We start from the raw sequence: 22,344 nt of genomic DNA, 5'->3' as shown, positions 1-22,344 counted from the left end.
GTCTCCGACGGGACGGTCGCCGGCCGGCGGCAGCGTGGGCCGGGGACCTCGACCGAGAGCGGCGCGGGTGGACGAGAAGGACATGGGCACCGACCTGAAGTCGGTGCTCATCACCAAGGAAGAGATCGACGCGAAGCTGGCCGAGCTGGCCGCGAGGATCGACGAGGAGTACGAGGGCAGGGAAGTGCTGCTCGTCGGCGTGCTCAAGGGCGCCGTCATGGTGATGGCGGATCTGGCCCGAGCCGTGTCGACCCCGGTCACCATGGACTGGATGGCGGTCTCCTCCTACGGCGCCGGCACCCAGTCCTCCGGGGTGGTCCGCATCCTCAAGGACCTCGACACCGACATCAAGGGCAGGCACGTCCTGATCGTCGAGGACATCATCGACTCCGGTCTGACGCTGTCGTGGCTGCTCTCCAACCTCGGGTCGCGCGAGCCCGCTTCGCTCAACGTCTGCACGCTGCTGCGCAAGCCGGACGCCGCCAAGGTGGCGATCGACGTTAAGTGGGCCGGCTTCGACATCCCCAACGAGTTCGTCGTCGGGTACGGGCTCGACTATGCGGAGAAGTACCGGAACCTTCCGTTCGTAGGGACGCTGGCCGCACACGTCTACGGCGGCTGAGCCCTCGCGGCCAGCGGGAACCTTGCGGGGCCGCGCTCCGTTGGAGGAGCCGAGACGGTTCTGTTTGACCGTCCTCGGCGGCACCCTGAGACAATGCTGGGGTACCGTCCGAAGGTCAGCCTTTTCAACTCACTGTGGCAGGAGGGACGGGGCGCACGCGCTCCGTATGGATGGACGTGAAGCGATACTTCCGCGGGCCGGTCATGTGGATCGTGCTGGCCGTCCTCGCCGTGGTCGTGTTGATGCAGGTCGTCGGCTCGTCCGGCGGCTACAAGACGGTGGACACGGGACAGGTCGTCCAGGCGATCGACCAGGACAAGGTGAAGTCCGCCGAGCTCACGACTGGCGATGAGCAGATCGTGAAGCTCGAGCTCAAGGACGGCACCAAGGTCGAGGACAGCGACAAGATCAAGGCGAGCTACATCGACTCCCAGGGTGTCGACCTCGCCAAGAAGCTCCAGAGCAAGTACGAGCAGAACGAGATCACCAAGGGCTACACGGTGGCCCCGCAGCAGCAGAACCCGTTCGTCGGGATGCTGCTGTCGTTCCTGCCGTTCGTGCTCATCATCGTGGTCTTCCTGTTCTTGATGAACCAGATGCAGGGCGGCGGCTCCCGGGTGATGAACTTCGGGAAGTCGAAGGCCAAGCTGATCACCAAGGACACCCCCAAGACGACGTTCTCCGACGTCGCGGGCTCGGACGAGGCCTGCGAGGAGCTCCAGGAGATCAAGGAGTTCCTCCAGGAGCCGGCCAAGTTCCAGGCGGTCGGGGCCAAGATCCCGAAGGGCGTGCTGCTGTACGGGCCGCCCGGTACGGGCAAGACGCTGCTGGCCCGCGCGGTCGCCGGCGAGGCGGGCGTGCCCTTCTACTCCATCTCCGGCTCCGACTTCGTGGAGATGTTCGTCGGTGTCGGTGCCTCCCGGGTCCGCGACCTCTTCGAGCAGGCCAAGGCGAACGCCCCGGCGATCGTCTTCGTCGATGAGATCGACGCCGTCGGCCGTCACCGCGGCGCCGGCATGGGCGGCGGTCACGACGAGCGCGAGCAGACTCTGAACCAGCTGCTCGTCGAGATGGACGGATTCGACGTCAAGGGCGGCGTCATCCTCATCGCCGCCACGAACCGGCCCGACATCCTCGACCCGGCGCTGCTGCGTCCCGGCCGTTTCGACCGGCAGATCGCCGTCGACCGTCCGGACATGCAGGGCCGGCACGAGATCCTCAAGGTCCACCAGAAGGGCAAGCCGATGGCGCCCGACGTGGACCTGGGCGCCGTGGCCCGCCGTACTCCGGGATTCACCGGCGCCGACCTCAGCAACGTGCTGAACGAGGCGGCGCTGCTGACGGCCCGCGGCGACCAGAAGCTGATCGACAACCGGTATCTGGACGAGGCGATCGACAGAGTCGTCGCCGGTCCGCAGAAGCGGACCAGAATCATGAGCGACAAGGAGAAGAAGATCACCGCGTACCACGAGGGCGGGCACGCCCTGGTCGCGGCGGCTTCGCCCAACTCCGACCCCGTGCACAAGATCACGATTCTCTCCAGAGGCCGTGCCCTCGGTTACACGATGGTCCTGCCGGACGAGGACAAGTACTCGACCACGCGCAACGAGATGCTCGACCAGCTCGCGTACATGCTGGGCGGGCGCGCGGCCGAGGAACTGGTCTTCCACGACCCGACGACGGGTGCGGCGAACGACATCGAGAAGGCGACGGCGACGGCCCGTGCCATGGTCACGCAGTACGGCATGACCGAGCGGCTGGGTGCGATCAAGTTCGGCTCCGACCAGTCCGAGCCCTTCCTGGGCAAGGAGATGAGCCACCAGCGCGACTACTCCGAGGAGGTCGCCGGGCTGGTGGACGAGGAGGTCAAGAGCCTCATCGAGACGGCGCACAACGAAGCCTGGGAGATCCTGGTGGAGAACCGCGACGTCCTCGACAACCTGGTTCTCGCGCTGCTGGAGAAGGAGACGCTGGGCAAGGAGGAGATCGCCGAGATCTTCGCCCCGGTCGTCAAGCGTCCGACCCGGCCGGCCTGGACGGGCTCGTCCCGGCGTACGCCCTCGACGCGTCCCCCGGTCTCGTCGCCCGCTCTGAGCAACGGGAACGGCTCGGCGCCGACCCTGGAGAAGGGCGGCGGCAAGGAGATCGGCCCGCACGAGTCGGAGGCGATCGTCGAGCCGGTCGATCCGACGGAGAACTAGAAGCAGTCCCTGTGCGACGGCCCACAGCGGGCCGTGGAATTCGAGCCGCGCCCCCCGGGTTGACAGACCTGAGGGGCGCGGCCGGTTGTATGTGCAGGTGTAGGGCTGCGTGCAGGTACAGGAACGAGGCAAGAGATGACCGACCCGGTGACGCTCGGTGGAGAGCGCGACCTCCCGCCCCCCGGCTTCGATGAGAAGCGGGCGGAGAACGCCGTACGCGAACTGCTGATCGCGGTCGGCGAGGACCCGGACCGCGAGGGCCTGCTGGAGACCCCATCGCGGGTGATGCGTGCGTACAAGGAGATGTTCGCCGGGCTGCACCAGCGTCCCGAGGACGTGCTGACGACGACCTTCGACCTCGGGCACGACGAGATGGTCCTGGTGAAGGACATCGAGGTGTTCAGCACGTGTGAGCACCATCTGGTGCCGTTCCACGGCGTCGCGCACGTCGGGTACATCCCGTCCGCCGACGGCAAGATCACCGGGCTGTCGAAGCTTGCGCGTCTCGTGGACGTCTACGCACGGCGGCCGCAGGTCCAGGAGCGGCTGACGACGCAGATCGCCGAGGCGCTGATGCGGATACTGGAGCCGCGCGGCGTGATCGTCGTGGTGGAGTGCGAGCACATGTGCATGTCGATGCGCGGCATACGCAAGCCGGGGGCGAAGACGCTCACTTCCGCGGTGCGCGGACAGCTGCGGGACGCGGCGACGCGTTCCGAGGCGATGAGCCTGATACTGCGCTGAAGTCGCGCGCACCGACGGGCGGTTCAGCCGGGCCCATGGTCAGGCGCGTCCGCGGTCAGGCAGGGCTCAGGTCGTGGGCGACGCCGCCGGATGATCGTCGTCGTCCTCCGGGAGCCGGCAGACGCGCTGAAGGAAGAGCGCCGTGGCCACCACCGCGATTCCGGCCGCGACGGACAGGCCCGCGTAGATCGCCTGGTCCTGACGGGCCGGCGCCTCGGACGGATCCATCAGCAGGGCCACACCGACGCCGCCGTAGATCCCCGACACCAGCGAGGCCACCAGGGCGCTGGCGTGTCCGAAGAGGACGGCGCGCGCCGCCATCATCGGATCCACACCCTTCGCGCCAGGTTCGCGCTCGCGCTGTGCCTTGAGGCGGGAGCGCAACGACAGGGCGGTGGCCAGCAGCACGGTCGCGATGATCGCCAGCACGACCGGAGCGGCCACCGGCACGGCGGGCAGCGTGCCGAGCGAGTTCCAGAGCCGGGCGACCGCCCAGGCCAGCACCCCGGCGACGACGAAGACACCCGCCAGGACGGGGATACGCAGTTCCTTCACGGGGTTCCCAACGACTACTCGGGCAGGCTGAGTTCCAGGTCCGTACGGGCTGCGACGCCTTCGCGTCCCAGCGCGGCCAGGAGCTCCGCCACCGCGCCGTGACCGGGCACTTCCGCGGTCGGGTCGACGTCGTGCCACGGTACGAGCACGAAGGCCCGCTCGTGCGCGCGCGGATGAGGCAGCGTCAGCAGCGGATCGTCCGAGACGACGTCCTGGTAGGCGACGATGTCGACGTCGATGGTGCGCGGTCCCCAGCGCTCGTCCCGGACTCTTTCGAGGGCTTCCTCGATGGCATGTCCGCGTTCCAGGAGCGAGCCGGGCGGCAGGGTCGTACGCACGAGCACGACGGCGTTGAAGTACGAGCCCTGGCTGGCCGGGTCGACGCCCCACGGCTCCGTCTCGTAGACGGGCGAGACCGCGAGGACCTTCATGCCCGGGGTGTCGGCGAGCGCGTCGACGGCGCTCTGGAGTCGCTCCAGGCGGTTTCCGACGTTGCTGCCGAGAGCGATCACGGCCTGCTGGGGGTTGTGGAGGGTGGTGTCTGCCGCATCGACCTGGCGCACGACGGAGGCGGGCACCGGCTGTACGGTCGGGTCACTGTTCGGCGTCATGCGCGGCTCCGCTTGATTGAGATGGTCACGTCGTCGAAGGGGACGGTGATCGGGGCGTCCGGCTTGTGCACGGTCACCTCGGTCACCTGTACGCGCGTATGGGCGAGGCAGGCGTCGGCGATGCGCTCGGCGAGGGTCTCGATCAGGTCGACGGGCTCTCCCTCGACGATCTTGACGATCTCCTCGGCGAGCACCCCGTAGTGGACGGTCTTGGTGAGGTCGTCGCCCTCCGCGGCCGGCCGGGTGTCCAGGCCGAGCTCGATGTCCACGACGAAGATCTGGCCCTCTTCCCGTTCCCGTTCGAGGACGCCGTGATTCCCGCGGGCCCGCAGGCCCCGCAGTGCGAGGTGGTCCACGCGTATCACTCCCGTCCTCGGTCTCGGTCCTGCGGTCTTGGGCCCCGCTTCTGGCACGGGGCCAGGTGTCCGGTTGTCGGTCCCCGTCTGCCCGGGGTGCCGCCCCGGGCCTGGTCGCGGCGGGCGGCAGGGCCGTTCCGCCGCACCGAATCTACCCGTGAGCGGACGTCGTACCTGCCCGGGGCGGGTGCCTACCCGACAGCGCCGACGCCCACGCTCGCATTCCGAGCGGCCTGCTGCGAAGGAGTGGCACGGGCCCCGCCCGGGGTGGCGCGAATGCATGTGTGATGGGACGCGTAGGACGCGTACGGGCTGTATACGCAGCGTGTGCACAGGGTGGACGGCCTGCGTACAGGCTGCGTACGGGCTTCGTGCCCAGTGTGTACGCGGGTCCGGCGGTGCCGGCGCGGGCCCCGGGCGGCGTCAGAGCTGGACGTCGCCGTCGTCGAGACCGCCCTCGTCGTCGTCCTCGTCCTCGCGCTCGACCAGGACCGGCGACCCGTGGTGCGACCACACCTTCCAGCGGCCGTCCTCGGCGCGGCGGAAGACGTTCGTGGCGACGACGAGGCCGCCGACGAGGGGGCCCGCCGAGCCGTCGTCCTCGGCGGGGCCGCCGCTGAGGATGTTCTCGGTGCAGCTCACCAGGGCGGTGTCGCCGTGGACGGCGACCTCGACGTCGGTGAGGAAGAACTGCACGTAGTCGGTGTTCGCCATGATCAGGGCGTAGGAGCGCAGCACCTCGTCCCGTCCGGTGAGCACCGGCCAGCCGGGGTGCACGACGCTGATGCCGTCGTCCATCCACAGGTCTTGCAGGGTGTCCAGGTCGGCGTGCTCGACCGCGTCGTACAGGGCCGTGTTGGCGGCCTCGACCGCCTCGATGTCGGTGCTGGCGCCGCGGCTCACCCGCGCCGCCCCGCGCTGCCGGTGGTGTCCGCGTCCGTCTCCCCGCCCGTGTCCGGTGGGGGATCTTCGGCGCTCTCGACGGCCTGTACGACGCGTACGGCGTCGGCGCTGGCCCGTACCTCGTGCACGCGTACCGCCCAGGCGCCCTCGCGGGCGGCGAGGGCGGAGACGGCGGCGGTGGCGGCGTCCCGTTCGCGTGCCGGCGGTACGGTCGCGCCGTCGCCGGTGGCGAGCACTCGGCCCAGGAACCGCTTGCGGGAGGCGGCCACGAGCAGCGGGTGGTCCAACTCGCGCTTCAGACGGCCGAGTTCCGCGACGAGACGGAGGTCGTGGGGGGCCTGCTTGGCGAAGCCGAGGCCCGGGTCGGCGATGATCCGGTCCGGGGGGACGCCGCCGTCGACGGCCCTGTCCAGGCTCGCGCGCAGCTCGGTGACGACCTCGGCGGTCACGTCTCCGTAGACGGCCCGGTTGTTCATGTCGATGGACTGGCCGCGCCAGTGCATGACGACGAAGGGGACCTGCGCGGCCGCGACCGTGGGGACCATGCGGGGATCGGCGAGCCCGCCGCTGACGTCGTTGACGAGTACCGCGCCCGCCTCCAGGGCCTGCTCGGCGACGGACGCCCGCATGGTGTCGACGCTGACGAGGACGTTCTCGGAGACGAGGCCGCGGACCACGGGAAGCACCCGGCGCAGCTCCTCGGCCTCGTCGACGCGGGGTGCGCCGGGGCGCGTGGACTCGCCGCCGACGTCGACCAGGTCCGCGCCCTCGGCGACCAGATGGAGGCCGTGCTTGACGGCCACTTCGCTGTCGAACCACCTGCCGCCGTCGGAGAAGGAGTCCGGAGTGACGTTGACCACCCCCATCACGGCACAGCGGTTCCAGTCCGGGAGTCCGGTGACACGGCCACGCGATGGGTTCATGTGTCCCAGCGTAGGGCGCGAGTCCCGGCGAGGGGGGACGGGTGGGGCGACGGGGTGCACGCGAAGTGCACAAGTGGCGGCCCGTGGCAGGGGTCCGGCGCCGCGACGGGCGCCGAACCTCGCCGGGCTCAGTGCCCGTCTCAGTGTCCGTGTCAGTCGCCGGCGCGGGCCCCTGCTGAGGTCCCTGCTGCGGCTTCGGGCGCGGCTGCTCCGGCCTCGGGTGTGGCCACGGGCGTGACGACGGGCAGCCCCGCGGCACGCCATGCCTGGAAGCCGCCGTCGAGGTCGGTGGCCCGGTGCAGCCCGAGTTGGTGGAGGGAGCGGGCCGCGAGGCTGGATGCGTAGCCCTCGTTGCAGACCACTACGACGGGACGGCCGAACTCCTCGGGGTCGCCCGAGGCCCCATGGGCCGAGGGGAAGGCCTCGGGGGAGCGGTGCGGACAGGTCGGGTCGAGCCGCCATTCCAGCTCGTTGCGCTCGACGATCAGAGCGCCGGGAATGGTGCCGTCCTGATCCCGCAGGGCCGCATAGCGGATGTCGACGAGGAGGGCGCCCTCCTCGCGCTGGGCGCGCGCCGCCTCGTCGGCGGTGAGGCGGGCGAGGCCCGAGCGGACCGACTCCAGCAGGGAGTCGACGCGGCTCGGGCCGGGTTCGCCCGGGACGTCCGGGCCGCCGGGGACACCGGCAGCGGCAGCAGCACCGGCCGGGGCACCGCCGGCCGGATGCGGCAGCGGTGCCCGCGGGGCTTCGGCCTCGGTCATTCCCACTCGCCCGGGTTCTCGACCTGCTCCAGGCGCAGCAGCTGCCCCGTACGGCTGTAGCGGCGCATCAGCGGCAGCGGCGGGTAGTAGGCGTGCACGGAGACCGCGTGCTCGTCCTCGGTCTCGTTGAGCACCTGATGCACGTGGTGGCGGCCGAAGGCGCGACCGCGGCCCTCGGTGAGCTGCCGCTCGCGGTCGACGCCGTCCGCCAGCTCCAGCGTCTTCCAGCCCTCGGTGGGGATGCGGGCGGCGAGGGAGTGCTCGGTGAGGCGCCCGCGTGCGGTCGTGAAGGCGCCGTGGGAGCCGCCGTGGTCGTGCCAGCCCGTACCGGTGCCGGGCGGCCAGCTGATGACCCAGGCCTCGCTGCCGCCGGGGCCGTTGAGGCGGAGCCATGTGCGGCCCTCGGGGTCGAGGGGGAGGGAGGCGACGAGTTCGGCGTCGGCGGCCGTCTTGCGTACGAAGTCGAGAAGGTCCGCCTCGGTGGGGGCGGGCGCCTCGGCCGCGCCGGATGCCTCGGCGGGGGAACCGGCGGCGGGTGCGGACCCGGAACCGGACACACCGGAACCGGACACAGGTGTTGCGGGGGATGCGGATGACACGGAGAACCGTCCTGGGTGTGATCGAGGGCACGCGCTCGTCAACAGCGCGCGGAATGGCCTGACTTGATCAGCAGGACGGACGACACAGGCAGCCCACGTAGCGGAGCAGGTCCAGGTGGACCCTCCGCCAGGGGTGCAATGCGGTGCCGTTCATGCGGTGGAGTGAAGCACGAGACGTTGTGGTGGTCAACTTGCGTCCACGTGCGTGCGGATGGCGCCGAGCGGCCGGACCGGGCCGTACGCCGGCGGGTTGCGGCGGGTTGCGGCGGGCCCGGAGCATGCCGTCCGGTGCCCCGGCCCGTCGCATATCGGGCGGCTTCTCCCGGGAGCCGCTATGCGTCGGAGACCGTCTCCAGCTCGACCTCTTCGCGGCGTACGTCGCGCTCGTCCGCGTCGATCGAGCGGCGCAGGGCCTCGTGGAGCCGGCCCGGTGTGAGCACGCCGACGAAGCGGTCCGCGTCGTCCAGCACCGCGATCCAGCCCGCGTCGTGCTGGAGCATGCTGCTGAACGCCTGCTTCAGCGGTGAGCCGAGCGGCAGCCAGGCCTCCATGCGGCGCGCGTGGTCGGCGACGGTCGGGGGCGCGCTCTCGCCCGCGGCCTTCGCGGCGGCCGTCGTGTCCGGTTCCGCGCCGGTGTCCGCTGCGGTGCCGGCGTCCGTGCCCAGCGCGTCGGCGCCGAGCCAGCCGTGCAGCTCGTCCGCGTCGTCCAGCACCACCGCCCAGCGCGCGCCCTCGCTGCGCATGCGAGCGCGTGCCTTGTCGAGCGGGTCGTCGAGGTGCACGACGGGCGGCTCCTCCAGGTCGCCCCGCTCGATCGCGGTCACGGACAGCCGCTTGAGGCCGCGGTCGGCGCCCACGAAGTCCGCTACGTACGGGGTGGCCGGTGCGCCCAGCACCTTCGTCGGGGGGTCGAACTGCTCGATGCGTCCGTCCCCGTAGACGGCGATGCGGTCGCCGAGCCGTACGGCCTCCTCGATGTCGTGCGTGACGAAGAGCACCGTCTTGTGGAGGGTGGACTGGAGCTTCAGGAACTCGTTCTGGAGGTGCTCGCGCACCACCGGGTCGACGGCCCCGAACGGCTCGTCCATCAGCAGCACCGGCGGATCGGCCGCGAGCGCGCGTGCGACGCCGACGCGCTGCCGCTGGCCGCCGCTGAGCTGGTCCGGGTAGCGGTCGCCGTAGCGGGACGGGTCGAGGCCCACCAGGTCGAGCAGTTCGGCCGCGCGCTTGCGGCGCTCGGTCTTCGACCAGCCCAGGAGGTAGGGCACGGTGGCGGTGTTGTCGAGCACCGTCTTGTGCGGGAAGAGGCCCACCTGCTGGATGACGTATCCGATGCGGCGCCGCAGCTCGACCGGGTCGACGGCGGAGATGTCCTCGCCGTCGAGCAGGATGCGCCCGGACGTCGGCTCGATGAGCCTGTTGACCATCTTCATCGTGGTCGTCTTGCCGCAGCCGGACGGTCCGACGAGCGTGACGAGCTCGCCGCGCGCCACCTCCAGCGACAGTTCGTGCACGGCGGTGGTGCCGTCCGGGTAGCGCTTTGTGACGTTCTCGAAGCGGATCATCGTCTCAATCTCATCGCTCGGCTCGGCCGTCCATGGTCCGGGGCGCATTCTTCCGGGCGCCGGATGAAGTGTGTGTTGCAGGAGTGTGGCAGTTCGGGGCGGCTGTCGGTAGCGGACTGTAAGGTCTCCCGGCATGCTTACGGACGCGGAGCGGGCCGCCTGGACGCGGACGTAGAGGCGCTCGCAGGCGGGGTGCACGGACGCGGGGCGCCGGTGCGTGAGGCGGCTCGTACGCGACGGGTGCGAGAACGGGTGCGACCGGTGCGGCGGGGAGCGGGACATGGGACCTGGGACGGCGGACACGAGACCTGAGGCGGGGTGAGCGGGTTGAGCGGGGTGAGCGGGGGTTTGAGCGGCGTCGGGCACGTGCCGGTCCTGGCCGGGGCCGCCGCGAAGAAGAGCGGCGAGTGCCTCACCGCGAACGACTGGATCTGCGCGGAGTACGTGCGTACGCGCGGCCAGGAGCTGACCGACGCCACGGTGCAGCACGTCTGGATCACTCTCGCCTCGGTGCTGCTGGCGCTGATCGTCGCCTTCCCGCTGGCGCTGGCGGCCCGGCGCTGGCAGCGCGCGTACGGGCCGGTGCTCGGGCTGACGACGGTGCTCTACACGGTGCCGTCGCTCGCGATGTACGCGCTGCTGCTGCCGCTCTTCGGGCTGGGCGCGTCGGTCGTGGTGACGGGGCTGGTGCTGTACTCGCTGACCGTGCTCGTGCGGAACATCCTGGCGGGCCTGGAGTCCGTTCCCGAGGAGGCCCGTGAGGCGGCGCGCGGCATGGGCTACGGCCCGTACAGACTGCTCTTCGGGGTCGAACTGCCCCTCGCGCTGCCCGCGTTGATGGCGGGCGTGCGCATCGCGACGGTCTCGGCGGTGGCGCTGACGACGGTCGGGGCGATCGTCGGCTACGGCGGGCTGGGCAATCTCATCTACGACGGCATGGACAGCTTCTTCAGGGCGCAGGTGCTGACGGCTTCGGTGATCTGCGTGCTGCTGGCGGTGGCCGCCGACGTGCTGCTGCTGGGGTTGCAGCGGCTGCTGACGCCGTGGGTGCGCACGGCGCACAAGGGCGGTGCGGGAGGTACCGGCGGACGCGGCGGAGGACGCCTCCGCGGTCGCGGGCGGGGTCGCGGTCGTGGCCGTACGGACGCCGGCGGGGACGGTAACGGGGACGGGGGCGGCGTGGACGGTACGAGTGGCACCGGCTCCGGCGGCCCTGCGGTGACCGCCCCGCCCGAGCCGGCCGGCAAGGGGGCGTGACGGTGGGCTTCTTCCTGGACGCGTGGACGTGGCTGGTCACGGGCGCCAACTGGGCGGGCGGCGACGGCGTCACGCACCGCCTGACCGAGCACCTCTTCCTGACCGTGGTCTGCCTCGGCAGCGCATGTGCCCTCGCGCTGCCCGTGGCGCTGTGGCTCGGGCACGTGGGCCGCGGCGGCGCGCTCGCGGTGAACATCTCCAACGTGGGGCGCGCGGTGCCGACGTTCGCGGTGCTGGTGCTGCTGACGCTCAGCCCGCTCGGCAGCCACGGCTCCCTGCCGACGATCATCGCCCTGGTGCTCTTCGCGCTTCCGCCGCTGCTGACCAACGCCTACGTCGGGATGCGCGAGGCCGACCGCGACGTGGTGGAGGCGGCGCGCGGCATGGGCATGTCCGGATGGCAGCTGCTGTGGCGGGTCGAAGTCCCGCTCGCCTTCCCGCTGATCATGACGGGCATACGGTCCGCGGCGGTACAGGTCGTGGCGACCGCGACGCTGGCCGCGCTGCCGGGCGGCGGCGGGCTCGGCCGGATCATCACGGCGGGCTTCGGTACGTACGACACCCCGCAGGTCGTCGCGGGCGCCGCGCTGGTCGCGGTGCTCGCGCTGCTGGTGGAGGGCGTGCTGGTGACCGGGGAGCGGCTGCTGGACCCGATGCGGGGCCGGCGCCGCAGCGGGAGGGCACAGTCCGGTCCGCGCTCACGATCGACGGCCACGGGCTTCGATGAAAAGGTGATGCCCGCACAGCCGACGTCCTGACTTCCGGCACGTGACATCACACCCGGCACGTGACATCACACCCGGCACGTGACATCACACCCGGCACGTGACATCCGGCACCCGGCACCCGGCCTCCGACCGGCGACGCCCTCGGCCCGGGGTTCCGACGCCTCGGGTGCATCCGTATCCCATTGACCCACGTACTCCTACGAACGGTGTGGACAAGATGAACGAGGCAGTGACCCCGAACAACTCGAAGCCCCCGAACGGTCCGGTGTCCTCGGCCCGCGGCAGTGCGCGGAGACTTCCGGCGGCCGTCGGCGCCGTCGCCCTGCTCGCCGGCGCGCTCACCGCGTGCGGCGGCAGCAGCCTGGAGAAGGAGGGCGGCGGCTCTGCGGACGGCGGCTCGAAGGGCGAACTCGTCGTCGGCTCGGCCGGGTTCACCGAGTCGCAGATCATGGCGGAGCTGTACTCGAAGCTGCTGACCAAGGCGGGATACAGCACCACGATCAGCAAGCTGAAGAACCGCGAGCTGTACGAACCCGCCCTGGAGAAGGGCGAGATCGACGTCGTACCGGAGTACGCGGCGACGCTCGCGGAGTTCCTGAACGCGAAGGAGCACGGGCCGAAGGCGAAGCCCGTGGCCTCCAACGACGCGGACAAGACGGTCGCGGCGCTGGAGAAGTTCACGAAGCCCCGCGGTCTGAAGGTGCTGCCCGCGGGCGATGCCGTCGACCAGAACGCCTTCGCCGTCAGCAAGGACTTCGCGAAGAAGCACAAGCTCAAGACGCTCTCGGATCTCGGTAAGTCGGGCGAGAAGATCAAGCTCGCGGCGAGCGACGAGTGCGAGGAGCGGCCCTTCTGCCGCCCCGGCCTGGAGAAGACGTACGACATCGACGTGACGGGCCTGGACCCCAAGGGCGTCGGGACGACCCAGGCGAAGGAGGCCGTCAAGGACGGCACCGACCAGCTGGTGCTGACGACCACCACCGACGCGACGCTCGAGGACTTCGGGCTCGTGCTGCTGGAGGACGACAAGGGACTTCAGAACGCCGACAACGTGCTGCCCGTCGTCAACGCGAAGAAGGCGGGTGGCAAGAACGTCTCCGCCGCCCTGGGGAAGCTGACGAAGGTGCTCACGACGGAGGATCTCGCGGACCTCAACAGGAAGGTGGACGCCGAGCGGCAGAAGCCCAAGGACGTGGCAGAGGACTACCTGAAGTCCAAGAAGCTCCTCTGACGCCGAAGTTTCCCTGAGCCGAAGCCTCTCTGCCCCGAAGCTCCTCGTACGCGAAAGCTTCTCTGATGCCGACGTTCCTCTGACGCCGCGGGCGGGGCGGCGCCTGCTTCCCCGCTTCTCGCGCTTCCGTGCTTCTCGCTCTCCGTCTGCCGCCCCCGGGCCGGTCTTCACAGGCCGTCGGGGGGCGGGCGGAGCGGGGAATTCCAGAAGCGGACAAGCCCCGGCGAAAGAGGACAGCACCGGGTTGTGGGGGAGTAACAATGCCCCTCGTCCGGTGCCTGACCGGAGTCTTGCACGGTACATTCCAGGCCATGCCTCGTGGACGTCATCGCCATTCGCAGCCACTGCACCGGATCCTCGCGCCGGTATCGGTCACAGTGGCGGCGCTGCTCTGCGCAGGAGGCCCCTGGCTGTTCGGTGGAGCCGGTGTCGGTGACACGGACACGGTGCTGCTGCGTGTTTGTTCCGCCTGTGCCGCCGCGGCGGCCGTGACGGGTGCCGTGATGCTGCGGGCCTGGGACCGGGCGGCCGGCAAACGCGTCGGCGAGCTGAAGGCGAAGCAGGCCAGCATGGAGTGGCGGGCCGAGGAGCGCCAGGCCGAACTCGAAGGCGAAGTCGACGAGATCCGCCAGGCCCGCGAGAAGACCAGGGGCAGGCTGCGCGACAAGCGGGACGAACTGGCGCGGCTGCGCAGCGAACACGCGGACCTGCTGCGCCGCTACGCACACGCCGAGACCGAACGGGCCGCCGCCCTGGAGGGGCGGCGGCAGCTCCAACTCGAATCCGGCGAACCGACGAAGGCCCTCACGGCATCGGCCACCGACCACCGCCATCCCTCCGGTGCGCCCACTCCGCTCACGTATCTCCAGGCGAACGAGGCGCTGCGCAACCTCAGCCGCAATGTCGCGCGGAGGCAGGAGCGCGACGAGAAGGAAGAGCAGGAGCGGCAGGAGCGGCAGGAGCAGCTGCGCAAGGACCGCGAACTGCGTGAGCAGGAGCGGGAGGCCGTGCGGCGTGCGGCGCTCCAGAAGCCGCGGCCCGCTGCGGAGGAGCGCAGGCAGACCGAGCCGGAGACCGGCAGGTTCGACTTCTTCGGCACCGGCGGCACCAAGCCGAAGCGGCGCCCGAAGCGTCCGCCGGCTCCGCAGCCGGGGGCCCCGGCGGCCTCTTCCGTACCGGCGCGGACGCGTCAACCGCGCGAGGCGTCCGAGCTGTTCGAGCGGCGGGACCGCCGTGAGCAGCCGGAGACGGTACGGGGGAAGGACGAGGCGGCGGCGAAGTCCGGTGACGGGGCGAAGGCGGGCGACGGGGTCAAGTCCGGCGACGACGCGGCGAAGCCCGGCGGCGCCGGGAAGCCCGAGGGTGTCGCGAAGCCCGGCGGCGCTGAGAAGTCCGGGGCGTCCGCGGAGGGCGGGGTGTCCGCGGAGGGTGCGGCGGCGAAGCCCGGCGTTGCTCCGAAGCCAGCCGCGGCTGCGAAGCCCGATGCCGCGGCGAAGCCCGGATCGCAGGCGAAGCCCGAAGCCCCCGCGGACAAGAAGCCCGAAGTCCCGGCGGACAAGGGGCAGTCGGCGAAGGGGCCGGGTACCCCGGGTACCGGGCAGCCGGAGAAGGGCTCGCAGCCCGCGGTGAACGGGCGTGCCGCACAGCACGGTGCGGGCCGTTCGGATTCGCATGCCGGCAGGAACGGTACGAGCAGCGCCGGGGACGCGGCAGGCACGCAGCACGGCCCCGGCAAGCCCGCGTCGGCGCCCGCGGAGCCGAAGGCGCCGACGGGGTCGAAGGACTCCAAGGACGCTGGGCAGGCCAAGGACTCGAGCCCTACCGGAAGGCACGCCGCCAGGCGGGACGAGGACGAGGCCGGGGGCACGGACTCCGGACGTCCGGGTTCCGAGGCGGACTCCAAGTCCCGTACGCACGAGGCCGGTTCGGCTTCGGCCGAGTCCGCGGCGCAGACCGCCTCCCAGGGCCCGAAGAAGGACGCTGCCTCACCGACGACCGCTTCCGCGAAGGCGGCGGGCAAGGCCGAGGCGGAGAAGAAGCAGGACGCGGAGACCGCGAAGAAGCAGGACGCGGAGACCGCGAAGAAGCCCGAACCGGCCGCGGCTGAACCGGAGTCGAAGCCGGGAGCGACGTCCAAGCCGGAACCGGCTGCCAAGCCGAAGCCGGGTGCCGACCCGAAGCCGGGTGCCGACTCCAAGCAGGAGCCCAAGGCGGACCGGAACCCGGAGGTGGGCAAGTCCCCCGAGACGGGGAGGACTTCGGCCTCGGAGAAGACCCCGGCCTCGGAGAAGGACCCGGCAGCGGAGAAGGACACGGACGAGAAGGACACGGACAAGGGCTCGGGGGAGACGGACAAGACCCCGGGAGCACAGAAGAACCCGGCACCCGAGTCCGGTTCGAAGCCCGAGACCGCCTCCAAGCCTGATCCCGGTTCGAAGCCCGACCAGGGTTCCGAGCAGGAGCCCGCGTCCAAGCCCGAGTCCGGTTCGAAGGCCGACCCGGGTGCCAAGCCCGAGTCCGAGTCGAAGCCCGGCCCGAAGCCCGAGTCGGAGTCGAAGCCCGGGCACTCGGCGCCCAAGCCGCGTAACTCCGGGAACTCCGCCGGCTCCAAGGCGAGGTCCAACACCGGGGTGCGCAACGTGAGTTGACCGGCGCTCCGCCGCCCCGGCCCGGCCGGGCCGCCCCGCTACTTGTCGATGTCCCCGACCACGAAGAAGAACGACCCCAGGATCGCCACCATGTCGGCGACCAGCGTCCCCGGCAGCAGTTCCGTGAGCGCCTGGATGTTGTTGAACGAGGCCGACCTGAGCTTGAGCCGGTACGGCGTCTTCTCGCCCTTGGAGACGAGGTAGTAGCCGTTGAGCCCGAGCGGGTTCTCGGTCCAGGCGTACGTCGCGCCCTCCGGGGCCTTGACCACCTTCGGCAGCCGCTGGTTGACCGGCCCGGGCGGGAGCTCCGCGAGGCGGTCGAGGCAAGCGTCCGCCAGGTTCAGCGAGTTGTGCGCCTGCGCCAGCAGCACCTCGAAGCGCGCGAGGCAGTCGCCGTCGGTCCTCGTGACGACCTGGAGCGTGTCCCGCAGCTCCCCGTAGGCCAGATACGGCTCGTCGCGGCGCAGGTCGAAGTCCACTCCGGAGGCGCGGGCGATGGGGCCGCTGACGCCGTACGCGTGCACGGTCGCGCGGTCGAGCACGCCCACGCCGCGCGTGCGTCCGCGGAAGATCTCGTTCCCCGTGACGAGCCGGTCGAAGACGTCCATGCGTGACCGTACGCCCGAGACCGCGCGCCGGGCCCGGGCCTGCCAGCCCGCGGGGAGGTCCTCCTTCAGGCCGCCCACCCGGTTGAACATGTAGTGCATGCGGCCGCCGGAGATCTCCTCCATCACGTGCTGCAACTCCTCGCGTTCGCGGAACGCGTGGAAGACGGGCGTGATGCCGCCGAGTTCGAGTGGATAGGAGCCGAGGAACATCAAGTGGTTGAGCACGCGGTTGAGTTCGGCGAGCAGCGTCCGCATCCACACGGCGCGCTCGGGGACCTCCATGCCGAGCATGCGCTCGACGGCGAGCACGACGCCGAGTTCGCTGGAGAAGGCGGACAGCCAGTCGTGGCGGTTGGCGAGGACGATGATCTGCCGGTAGTCGCGGGCCTCGAAGAGCTTCTCCGCGCCGCGGTGCATATAGCCCACGACGGGTTCGACGGCCCTGATCAGTTCGCCGTCGAGGACGAGCCGCAGCCGCAGCACCCCGTGCGTGGAGGGGTGCTGGGGGCCGATGTTGAGCACCATGTCGGAGCTCTCCGCGGCGCCGCCGACCCCGACCGTGGTCTGCCTCCCCCGGCCGTCCGCCGGGTCGTCCGTCGTCGTCCGCTGACTCATGCGCTCAGTCTCGCACCCGTCTTGGCGCCCGCCTCCGGCGGCGGGTGCATCTCCCTGAGCGCGCCCGGAGCCAGCGCTGAGCCCGCCCTGAGCCCGCCCTGTGCTTGCCCTGAGCCCACCCTGTGCGTGCCCGGAGCCAGCCGGTGGCCGGGGAACCGGCGGGCGCTCGTACGACCTTGCCGGGGCCCTGCCCGGACGCCCGTGTCCCGCCGTAGGGTTGCCGCATGACGACGGGGACGGGTACGCCCGACGCGACGAAGAGCCCGCAGGAGCCCGTGCACTGGAACGGCGTCGAGCGTGCGCTGGTGCGGATGCGCCGGGTCGTGCTGCTGTGCGCACTGCTGCCGATCATCCTCGCCGCGGCCGCCGTGCTTTGGCTCGCCGCAGGCCCGGCCTGGTCCGCTTTCGCGCTGCTGCCGGCGGCCGTCGGCGCCTGGGGCTGGGGTGCGCTGGAGCGCAACTGGCGCTCGTGGCGGTACGCGGAGCGCGCCGACGACCTCCTCATCAGCCGCGGAGTGCTGTGGCGCGAGCTGACGGTCGTGCCGTACGGGCGCATGCAGCTCGTCGAGGTCACCTCCGGGCCGCTGGAGCGGCGGTACGGGCTCGCCCGCGTACAGCTGCACACGGCCGCCGCCACGACGGACGCCGCGATCCCCGGGCTCGTACCGGCGGAGGCGGAACGGCTCCGTGACCGGCTCACGGAGCTCGGCGGCGCCAGGTCGGCGGGGCTGTGAGCGCGGCCCCGGGCCCGGATCCGGAGGCCGCCCCGGATCCGGCGGAAACCGGCGCGGGCTCCTCCGTTCCGCCGCCGGAACGAGCGCCCGGTACGGACGCCGGTGCCGGTACGGAGACCCGTACGAAGGCACGCACGGAGACAGGTACAGAGGCACGGACTGAGGCACGGACTGAGGCACGCACCGGGGCACGTACCGGGGCACGTACCGAGGCAGGTACCGACGGACGCACCGCGGGCCGCACCGGGGGCCGGGAGGCCGTCGCCGAGTCCGGCAAGGAGGACTCGTACGGGCGGCGGCCCGAGGGCAAGCGGCTGCACCCCGTCACGCCCTGGCGGCGCGCGTGGGCGCCCGTCGCCGGTCTCGCCGCCTTCGCCGTGCACGACTTCGAGCGCACCCGCGAATGGTTCACGCAGCTCACGCCCGGCTGGCTGCTGGCGGCCTTCGGCGTGCTGCTGCCGGTGGCGGCGGCGTACGGCTTCTTCTCCTGGTGGTTCACCAGCTACCTCGTCACCGACACCGAACTGCGCATCCGTACGGGCCTGGTCTTCCGACGTACCGCCCACATCCGGCTCGACCGCATACAGGCCGTCGACGTCGGGCGCCCGCTGCTCGCGCGGGTCGCGGGGGTCGCCAAGCTCAAGCTGGACGTCGTGGGGACCGAGGCCAAGGACGAACTGGCCTTCCTCGGCGAGCGCGAGGCCGTCGCCCTGCGCGCCGAACTCCTCGCCCGCGCCGCCGGAATCGCCCCCGAGGCCGCACCGCAGGCCGGAGAGGCGCCCGCCCGCGAGATGCTGCGCGTGGACACGCGCACGCTCGTCATGGGACTGCTGCTGATGGGCACCGGCTGGGGCGCGCTCCTCGTGGCCGTGCTCGTACCCGCGGTCGTCTACTCCGCCAGCGGCAGCGTCCTCGGTGCCATCGCCGCGCTCGCGCCCGCCCTGGGCGGTGTCTGGGCCGGTACGGGCGGGCGGTTGCTCAAGGAGTACGACTGGACGGTCGCCGAGTCGCCGGACGGGCTGCGGCTCGACCACGGTCTGCTGGACCGCGAGCACGCCACCGTGCCGCCGGGGCGCGTGCAGTCCGTACGGATCACCGAGCCGCTGCTGTGGCGGCGGCGCGGCTGGGTGCGGGTGGAGCTGGAGATCGCGGGCGCGGGCAAGGACAAGGGCGGCGTGCTGATCCCCGTCGCACCGCGGGCGGCGGCGGCCGGAGTCCTCGCGCACGTGCTGCCGGGCGTCGACCTCGCGGGCGCTGCGGACGTCGCCGCTCCGGTGCCGCGCCGCGCACGCTGGTGCCTGCCGCTGCTGTGGCGGGGCTGCGGACACGGCACGACCGACGCCGTGTTCGTCACCAGGCAGGGCCTGATCAGGCGCCGCGTCACGCTCGTACCGCATGCCAAGGTGCAGAGCGTGCGCTTCGTGCAGGGGCCGTGGCAGCGCAGGATGCGGCTCGCGGACGTGGCCGTCGACCACGGTGCGAACGGCTGGACGGCGGCGCGGCTGCGGGACGCCGACGAGGCGCACGCGCTGGTGCACGCACAGGCGGAACGGTCGCGGACGGGACGCCGTGAGGCGCGTCCGGACCGGTGGATGACCGGTGGTGGTGCGGGCGGTGAGACCGGCGGTGCGACGGGCCGGGGGACCGCGAGCGCCGCGGAGCACCCGCTCGGCGCGGAGCACTCTTCGGCTGACGAACCGCTCGTCGCTGAGAACCCGCAACGGGAGAACCCGCAACGGGAGAACCCGGACCGGGAGAACCCGGAGCGGACGGACTCCGAGCGGGAGAGTTCCGAGCGGCGGGGTCCGTCAGCCGAAGGGTGACGGCAGGCCGCCGAGGGGCTGGATCAGCCAGCTGAAGTCGCCGAGCCCGCCTCTCGCCGTCAGTTCCGCCGCCTCGCCGGCCGACGCCAACTGCCGTACGTACGCGGCCGGATCGCTCGACGCCAGCGACAGCGGCGGCCGTGCGCCGTCGATCCCCAGGGTGTGGAGGGCGTCGCGTTGCGAGCGCACGGCGGGAGCCGCGCAGCCCGCGCCGCCGGACCCGGCGCTCTCCGCGGCGGCCAGCGCGCCCGCCGCCGCGCACGCGTCCATCGCGACGTGCGCGGTCAGGTCACGGCTTCCGTCGGGTACGGGGTGCACCTCGCGGCCGTCGAGGTAGCCGGTGAGGGTGCCGAAGAGCGGGCGGTCCTCGCGGAAGTGCGAGTAGTCGACGGCGACGGCGAGACCCCGGTGGAGGGTGCGTACGGCCGCGGCCCACGCCTCGTCCCGCGGCCGCCCGATCTCGGCACGCAGCCCGGGCCCGGCACCCTGACCGGACCCGGCATCGGCGTCCGGGCCCGGCCCGGTCTCCGTACCGCCGGCGGCGTCCTCTCCGGACTGCCCGTACTCCCCGTACTCGCCGTACTCGCCGTACTCGCCGTACTCGCCGTGCTCCCCGTACTCCGTGCCCTCCGCCGCCAGGGGCCACCAGCGCCGCAGCCACTCCGCGTCGTGGCCCGCGACCGGGCCGCCGAGCCGCTCGGCGCCGTCCGACGCCCGTACGAGCACGGTGCGCGGAACGCCGTCGGGTCCCGTCTCCGCGATGTCCACGGGTACGTCGTCGAGCCATTCGTTGGCGAAGAGCAGGCCCGTCCGCTCCGCCGGGGCGGGCAGCCGGTGCGACCACATGATGCGCTCGTCGAGGCCCGCGGGACGGGGCGCACGCTCCACCGCGTACGGGCGCACGCGCGCCGCGACCTCGTCGGGCAGCGCCTCCAGCACTCCCGTCAGCAGCTCGCCGCGGCCCGCGCCGACGTCGACCATGGCCAGTTCGCGGGGGCGGCCGAGCGCGTCGTCGACGTGGCGCAGCAGGCGTGCGACGGCGACGGCGAAGAGGGGCGAGGCGTGCACGGACGTACGGAAGTGGGCCGCGGGCGCCTCGCGCACGAAGAAGCCCTCCGCGGGCGGGTGTTCGGGGCCCGCGCCCCGGTGCTGCACCCGGCCCACCGGGTCCACCAGGCCCGGGTCCACAGGGCCCACCCGTCCCACCGGTCCCGCACCTTCCGCCCCGTACAGCGCCCGCTCCGCCGCGGTCCGCCACGGCAGCCAGGATCCGTCGGCGCCGCCGTCGCCGTCGCCGGTCGGGGCGCCGATCCCGGTACCGCCGCCGCCCGCCTCGCCCGCCTCGTCCGTCGTGTCCACGCGGCCACGTTAGGCGAGCGGCGGGTGCGCTGCGGACCGGCGGCCTCCACCTTGCGGAGTATGCGGGCGCTCAGGGATCGGCCGCCGGTCTGACCCCGGCACGTGCCCGCCCTCAATACGCTGTGTTATGTGAACCGCATCTACGATTTCATCCGCCGGCACCCCACCTGGGTGGACAGCTGGTGGGCTGTTCTGCTGCTGATGATGTCGGCGGTCTGGCTCGTATCGAGTGTGCGGAGCGACGGCGAGGGCATGCCCCAGGGGCCGAAGGAGCAGATCGCCGCGGTCCCCATCGTCCTGGCGATGTGCACGGTGGTCGCGCTGCGCCGCCGCGTACCGGAGAAGATGCTGGTGCTGGCGACCGGCACCGGCGTCGCACAGGTCGTGACCCATGTCGCCGTCGGGCCCAGCAACTTCGCGATGCTGGTGATCGTCTTCACGGTCGCCTCCCGCAGCATCCGCTGGGCGTCCCGCTTCGCCCTCTGCGCCGCGCTCGTGGCGCCGACCATCGCCGCGGTGCGCTGGCCGGAGGAGGGCCAGACCCTGGTCGCCGCGATCCTCGGCGACGTCTTCATGACGGTGACGTTCCTCCTGGCCTGGGTGCTCGGCGACTCGCTGCGCACCCGCCGTGCCTACTACGCACAGCTGGAGGAGCGGGCGACCCGGCTGGAGAAGGAGCGCGAGGCGCAGACCCAGATCGCGGCCGCCGCCGAACGGGCGCGTATCGCAAGGGAGTTGCACGATGTCGTCGCGCACAACGTCTCCGTGATGGTGGTGCAGGCCGACGGCGCCGCGTACGTGCTGGACTCCGCGCCCGACCAGACCAAGCAGGCCCTGGAGACCATCTCCGGCACGGGCCGCCAGGCGCTCGCGGAGATGCGCCGGCTGCTGGGAGTGCTGCGCACGGGCGAGGGCGTCGCCGCGGCGGGCGGCGCCAACGGGCACGGGGGCCGCGAGGGAAGAGACGGCCGGGACGGGGTCGGCGAGTATCTGCCGCAGCCCGGCGTGGAGCAGCTGTCGGAGCTGATCGAGCAGGTCAGGGGCGCGGGTCTCGCGGTCGGCTTCACGATAGAGGGGACTCCGCGCCCGCTGCCCAGCAGCGTCGAACTGACCGCGTACCGCGTGGTCCAGGAGGCGCTGACCAACACACGCAAGCACGGCGGACCGGAGGTCGGGGCGACCGTCCGGCTCCGCTACGGCGCGGACGAACTGTCGCTGCTCGCCGAGGACGACGGACGGGGCGCGGAGCGCGAACTGTACGAGGACGGCGGCACCGACGGGCTCGGTCACGGCCTCATCGGGATGCGCGAACGGGTCGGCATGGTCGGCGGCAGCCTGGAGACCGGACCGCGGCCGGGGGGCGGCTTCCGCATCAGCGCGGTGCTGCCGCTGAAGGCCGCCCACTGAGCCCCCGTCACCGGGCACCGGGCATCGGTCGCCGGTGCGCCGAGCCCCCTGGACCGAGCCCCCGGGACCGAATCCCCGAGACCGAGCCCATGGG

At 72.0% G+C, this 22,344-nt stretch carries 20 protein-coding genes; 10 read left to right on the top strand and 10 right to left on the bottom strand.

Annotated features, from left to right (window positions below; all coding sequences use genetic code 11):
• Positions 1-82: 82 nt before the first annotated feature.
• From hpt to folE, 3 genes are all read left to right on the top strand, one after another.
• Complete coding sequence (gene hpt, locus HCC61_RS22820) at positions 83-622, top strand: hypoxanthine phosphoribosyltransferase (protein WP_169138662.1); 540 nt, start codon at positions 83-85, stop codon at positions 620-622.
• A gap of 170 nt (positions 623-792) precedes the next feature.
• Positions 793-2,823 (top strand): ATP-dependent zinc metalloprotease FtsH, encoded by a 2,031-nt coding sequence (ftsH, locus tag HCC61_RS22815; RefSeq protein WP_169138297.1) that lies wholly within the window; start codon positions 793-795, stop codon positions 2,821-2,823.
• Positions 2,824-2,958: 135 nt separating this feature from the next.
• Positions 2,959-3,567, top strand: a complete 609-nt coding sequence (gene folE / locus HCC61_RS22810; RefSeq protein WP_169138295.1) for a GTP cyclohydrolase I FolE — start codon at positions 2,959-2,961, stop codon at positions 3,565-3,567.
• 66 nt (positions 3,568-3,633) lie between these two features.
• Here folE and HCC61_RS22805 read toward each other — a convergent pair whose 3' ends face one another.
• From HCC61_RS22805 to HCC61_RS22770, 8 genes are all read right to left on the bottom strand, one after another.
• A complete protein-coding gene (locus tag HCC61_RS22805; RefSeq protein WP_169138293.1) occupies positions 3,634-4,122 on the bottom strand; it encodes a DUF3180 domain-containing protein in 489 nt (162 codons plus the stop codon).
• A gap of 14 nt (positions 4,123-4,136) precedes the next feature.
• The gene (gene folK, locus HCC61_RS22800) at positions 4,137-4,733 is read right to left on the bottom strand and encodes a 2-amino-4-hydroxy-6-hydroxymethyldihydropteridine diphosphokinase (protein ID WP_169138291.1); all 597 of its coding nucleotides are present in this window, start codon (positions 4,731-4,733) and stop codon (positions 4,137-4,139) included.
• Entirely contained in the window at positions 4,730-5,089 is a 360-nt protein-coding gene (gene folB / locus HCC61_RS30895; RefSeq protein ID WP_169138289.1) for a dihydroneopterin aldolase, read from the bottom strand. The genes folK and folB overlap by 4 nt, the downstream gene beginning before the upstream one ends.
• Positions 5,090-5,512: 423 nt before the next feature.
• Positions 5,513-5,992 carry a nuclear transport factor 2 family protein gene (locus tag HCC61_RS22790; protein WP_169138287.1) on the bottom strand — a complete coding sequence of 160 codons (480 nt, stop codon included), beginning with the start codon at positions 5,990-5,992 and terminating at the stop codon, positions 5,513-5,515.
• Complete coding sequence (gene folP, locus HCC61_RS22785; RefSeq protein WP_169138285.1) at positions 5,989-6,915, bottom strand: dihydropteroate synthase; 927 nt, start codon at positions 6,913-6,915, stop codon at positions 5,989-5,991. Before folP ends, HCC61_RS22790 begins: the two co-directional genes overlap by 4 nt.
• A gap of 152 nt (positions 6,916-7,067) precedes the next feature.
• The gene (locus tag HCC61_RS22780) at positions 7,068-7,541 is read right to left on the bottom strand and encodes a rhodanese-like domain-containing protein (RefSeq protein ID WP_240969223.1); all 474 of its coding nucleotides are present in this window, start codon (positions 7,539-7,541) and stop codon (positions 7,068-7,070) included.
• Between the two features lie 131 nt (positions 7,542-7,672).
• A complete protein-coding gene (locus HCC61_RS22775) occupies positions 7,673-8,233 on the bottom strand; it encodes a cysteine dioxygenase (protein WP_169138281.1) in 561 nt (186 codons plus the stop codon).
• Between the two features lie 374 nt (positions 8,234-8,607).
• Complete coding sequence (locus tag HCC61_RS22770) at positions 8,608-9,840, bottom strand: betaine/proline/choline family ABC transporter ATP-binding protein (protein ID WP_169138279.1); 1,233 nt, start codon at positions 9,838-9,840, stop codon at positions 8,608-8,610.
• A gap of 375 nt (positions 9,841-10,215) precedes the next feature.
• On the opposite strand from HCC61_RS22770, the gene HCC61_RS22765 reads away from it, so the two are divergent.
• From HCC61_RS22765 to HCC61_RS22750, 4 genes are all read left to right on the top strand, one after another.
• Positions 10,216-11,097, top strand: a complete 882-nt coding sequence (locus HCC61_RS22765) for an ABC transporter permease (protein WP_169138660.1) — start codon at positions 10,216-10,218, stop codon at positions 11,095-11,097.
• A 2-nt stretch (positions 11,098-11,099) separates the two neighbouring features.
• Complete coding sequence (locus HCC61_RS22760) at positions 11,100-11,855, top strand: ABC transporter permease (RefSeq protein WP_169138658.1); 756 nt, start codon at positions 11,100-11,102, stop codon at positions 11,853-11,855.
• A gap of 187 nt (positions 11,856-12,042) precedes the next feature.
• Positions 12,043-13,056: an ABC transporter substrate-binding protein gene (locus HCC61_RS22755; RefSeq protein ID WP_169138277.1), complete on the top strand. Its 1,014-nt coding sequence runs from the start codon at positions 12,043-12,045 to the stop codon at positions 13,054-13,056.
• Positions 13,057-13,367: 311 nt separating this feature from the next.
• Entirely contained in the window at positions 13,368-15,704 is a 2,337-nt protein-coding gene (locus tag HCC61_RS22750) for a hypothetical protein (RefSeq protein WP_169138275.1), read from the top strand.
• Positions 15,705-15,742: 38 nt separating this feature from the next.
• Here the strand turns inward: HCC61_RS22750 and HCC61_RS22745 are convergent, their stop codons facing one another.
• Complete coding sequence (locus HCC61_RS22745) at positions 15,743-16,927, bottom strand: NADH-quinone oxidoreductase subunit D (protein WP_169138273.1); 1,185 nt, start codon at positions 16,925-16,927, stop codon at positions 15,743-15,745.
• A gap of 224 nt (positions 16,928-17,151) precedes the next feature.
• On the opposite strand from HCC61_RS22745, the gene HCC61_RS22740 reads away from it, so the two are divergent.
• Positions 17,152-17,661, top strand: a complete 510-nt coding sequence (locus HCC61_RS22740; RefSeq protein ID WP_169138271.1) for a PH domain-containing protein — start codon at positions 17,152-17,154, stop codon at positions 17,659-17,661.
• On the top strand, positions 17,658-19,484 hold the full coding sequence (locus tag HCC61_RS22735; protein WP_169138262.1) for a PH domain-containing protein: 1,827 nt from the start codon (positions 17,658-17,660) through the stop codon (positions 19,482-19,484). Before HCC61_RS22740 ends, HCC61_RS22735 begins: the two co-directional genes overlap by 4 nt.
• Here HCC61_RS22735 and HCC61_RS22730 read toward each other — a convergent pair.
• Positions 19,470-20,588 carry an SAM-dependent methyltransferase gene (locus HCC61_RS22730; protein ID WP_346777357.1) on the bottom strand — a complete coding sequence of 373 codons (1,119 nt, stop codon included), beginning with the start codon at positions 20,586-20,588 and terminating at the stop codon, positions 19,470-19,472. The two genes, HCC61_RS22735 and HCC61_RS22730, sit on opposite strands and share 15 nt — an antisense overlap.
• Before the next feature lie 384 nt (positions 20,589-20,972).
• Between HCC61_RS22730 and HCC61_RS22725 the strand changes: the two genes are divergently transcribed.
• Positions 20,973-22,250, top strand: a complete 1,278-nt coding sequence (locus HCC61_RS22725; RefSeq protein ID WP_169138252.1) for a histidine kinase — start codon at positions 20,973-20,975, stop codon at positions 22,248-22,250.
• Positions 22,251-22,344 lie beyond the last annotated feature (94 nt).

It is taken from the genome of Streptomyces sp. HNM0575, assembly GCF_012726265.1.
Classification (GTDB): Bacteria; Actinomycetota; Actinomycetes; order Streptomycetales; family Streptomycetaceae; genus Streptomyces.
This window is presented reverse-complemented; position numbering and strand designations above follow the sequence as displayed.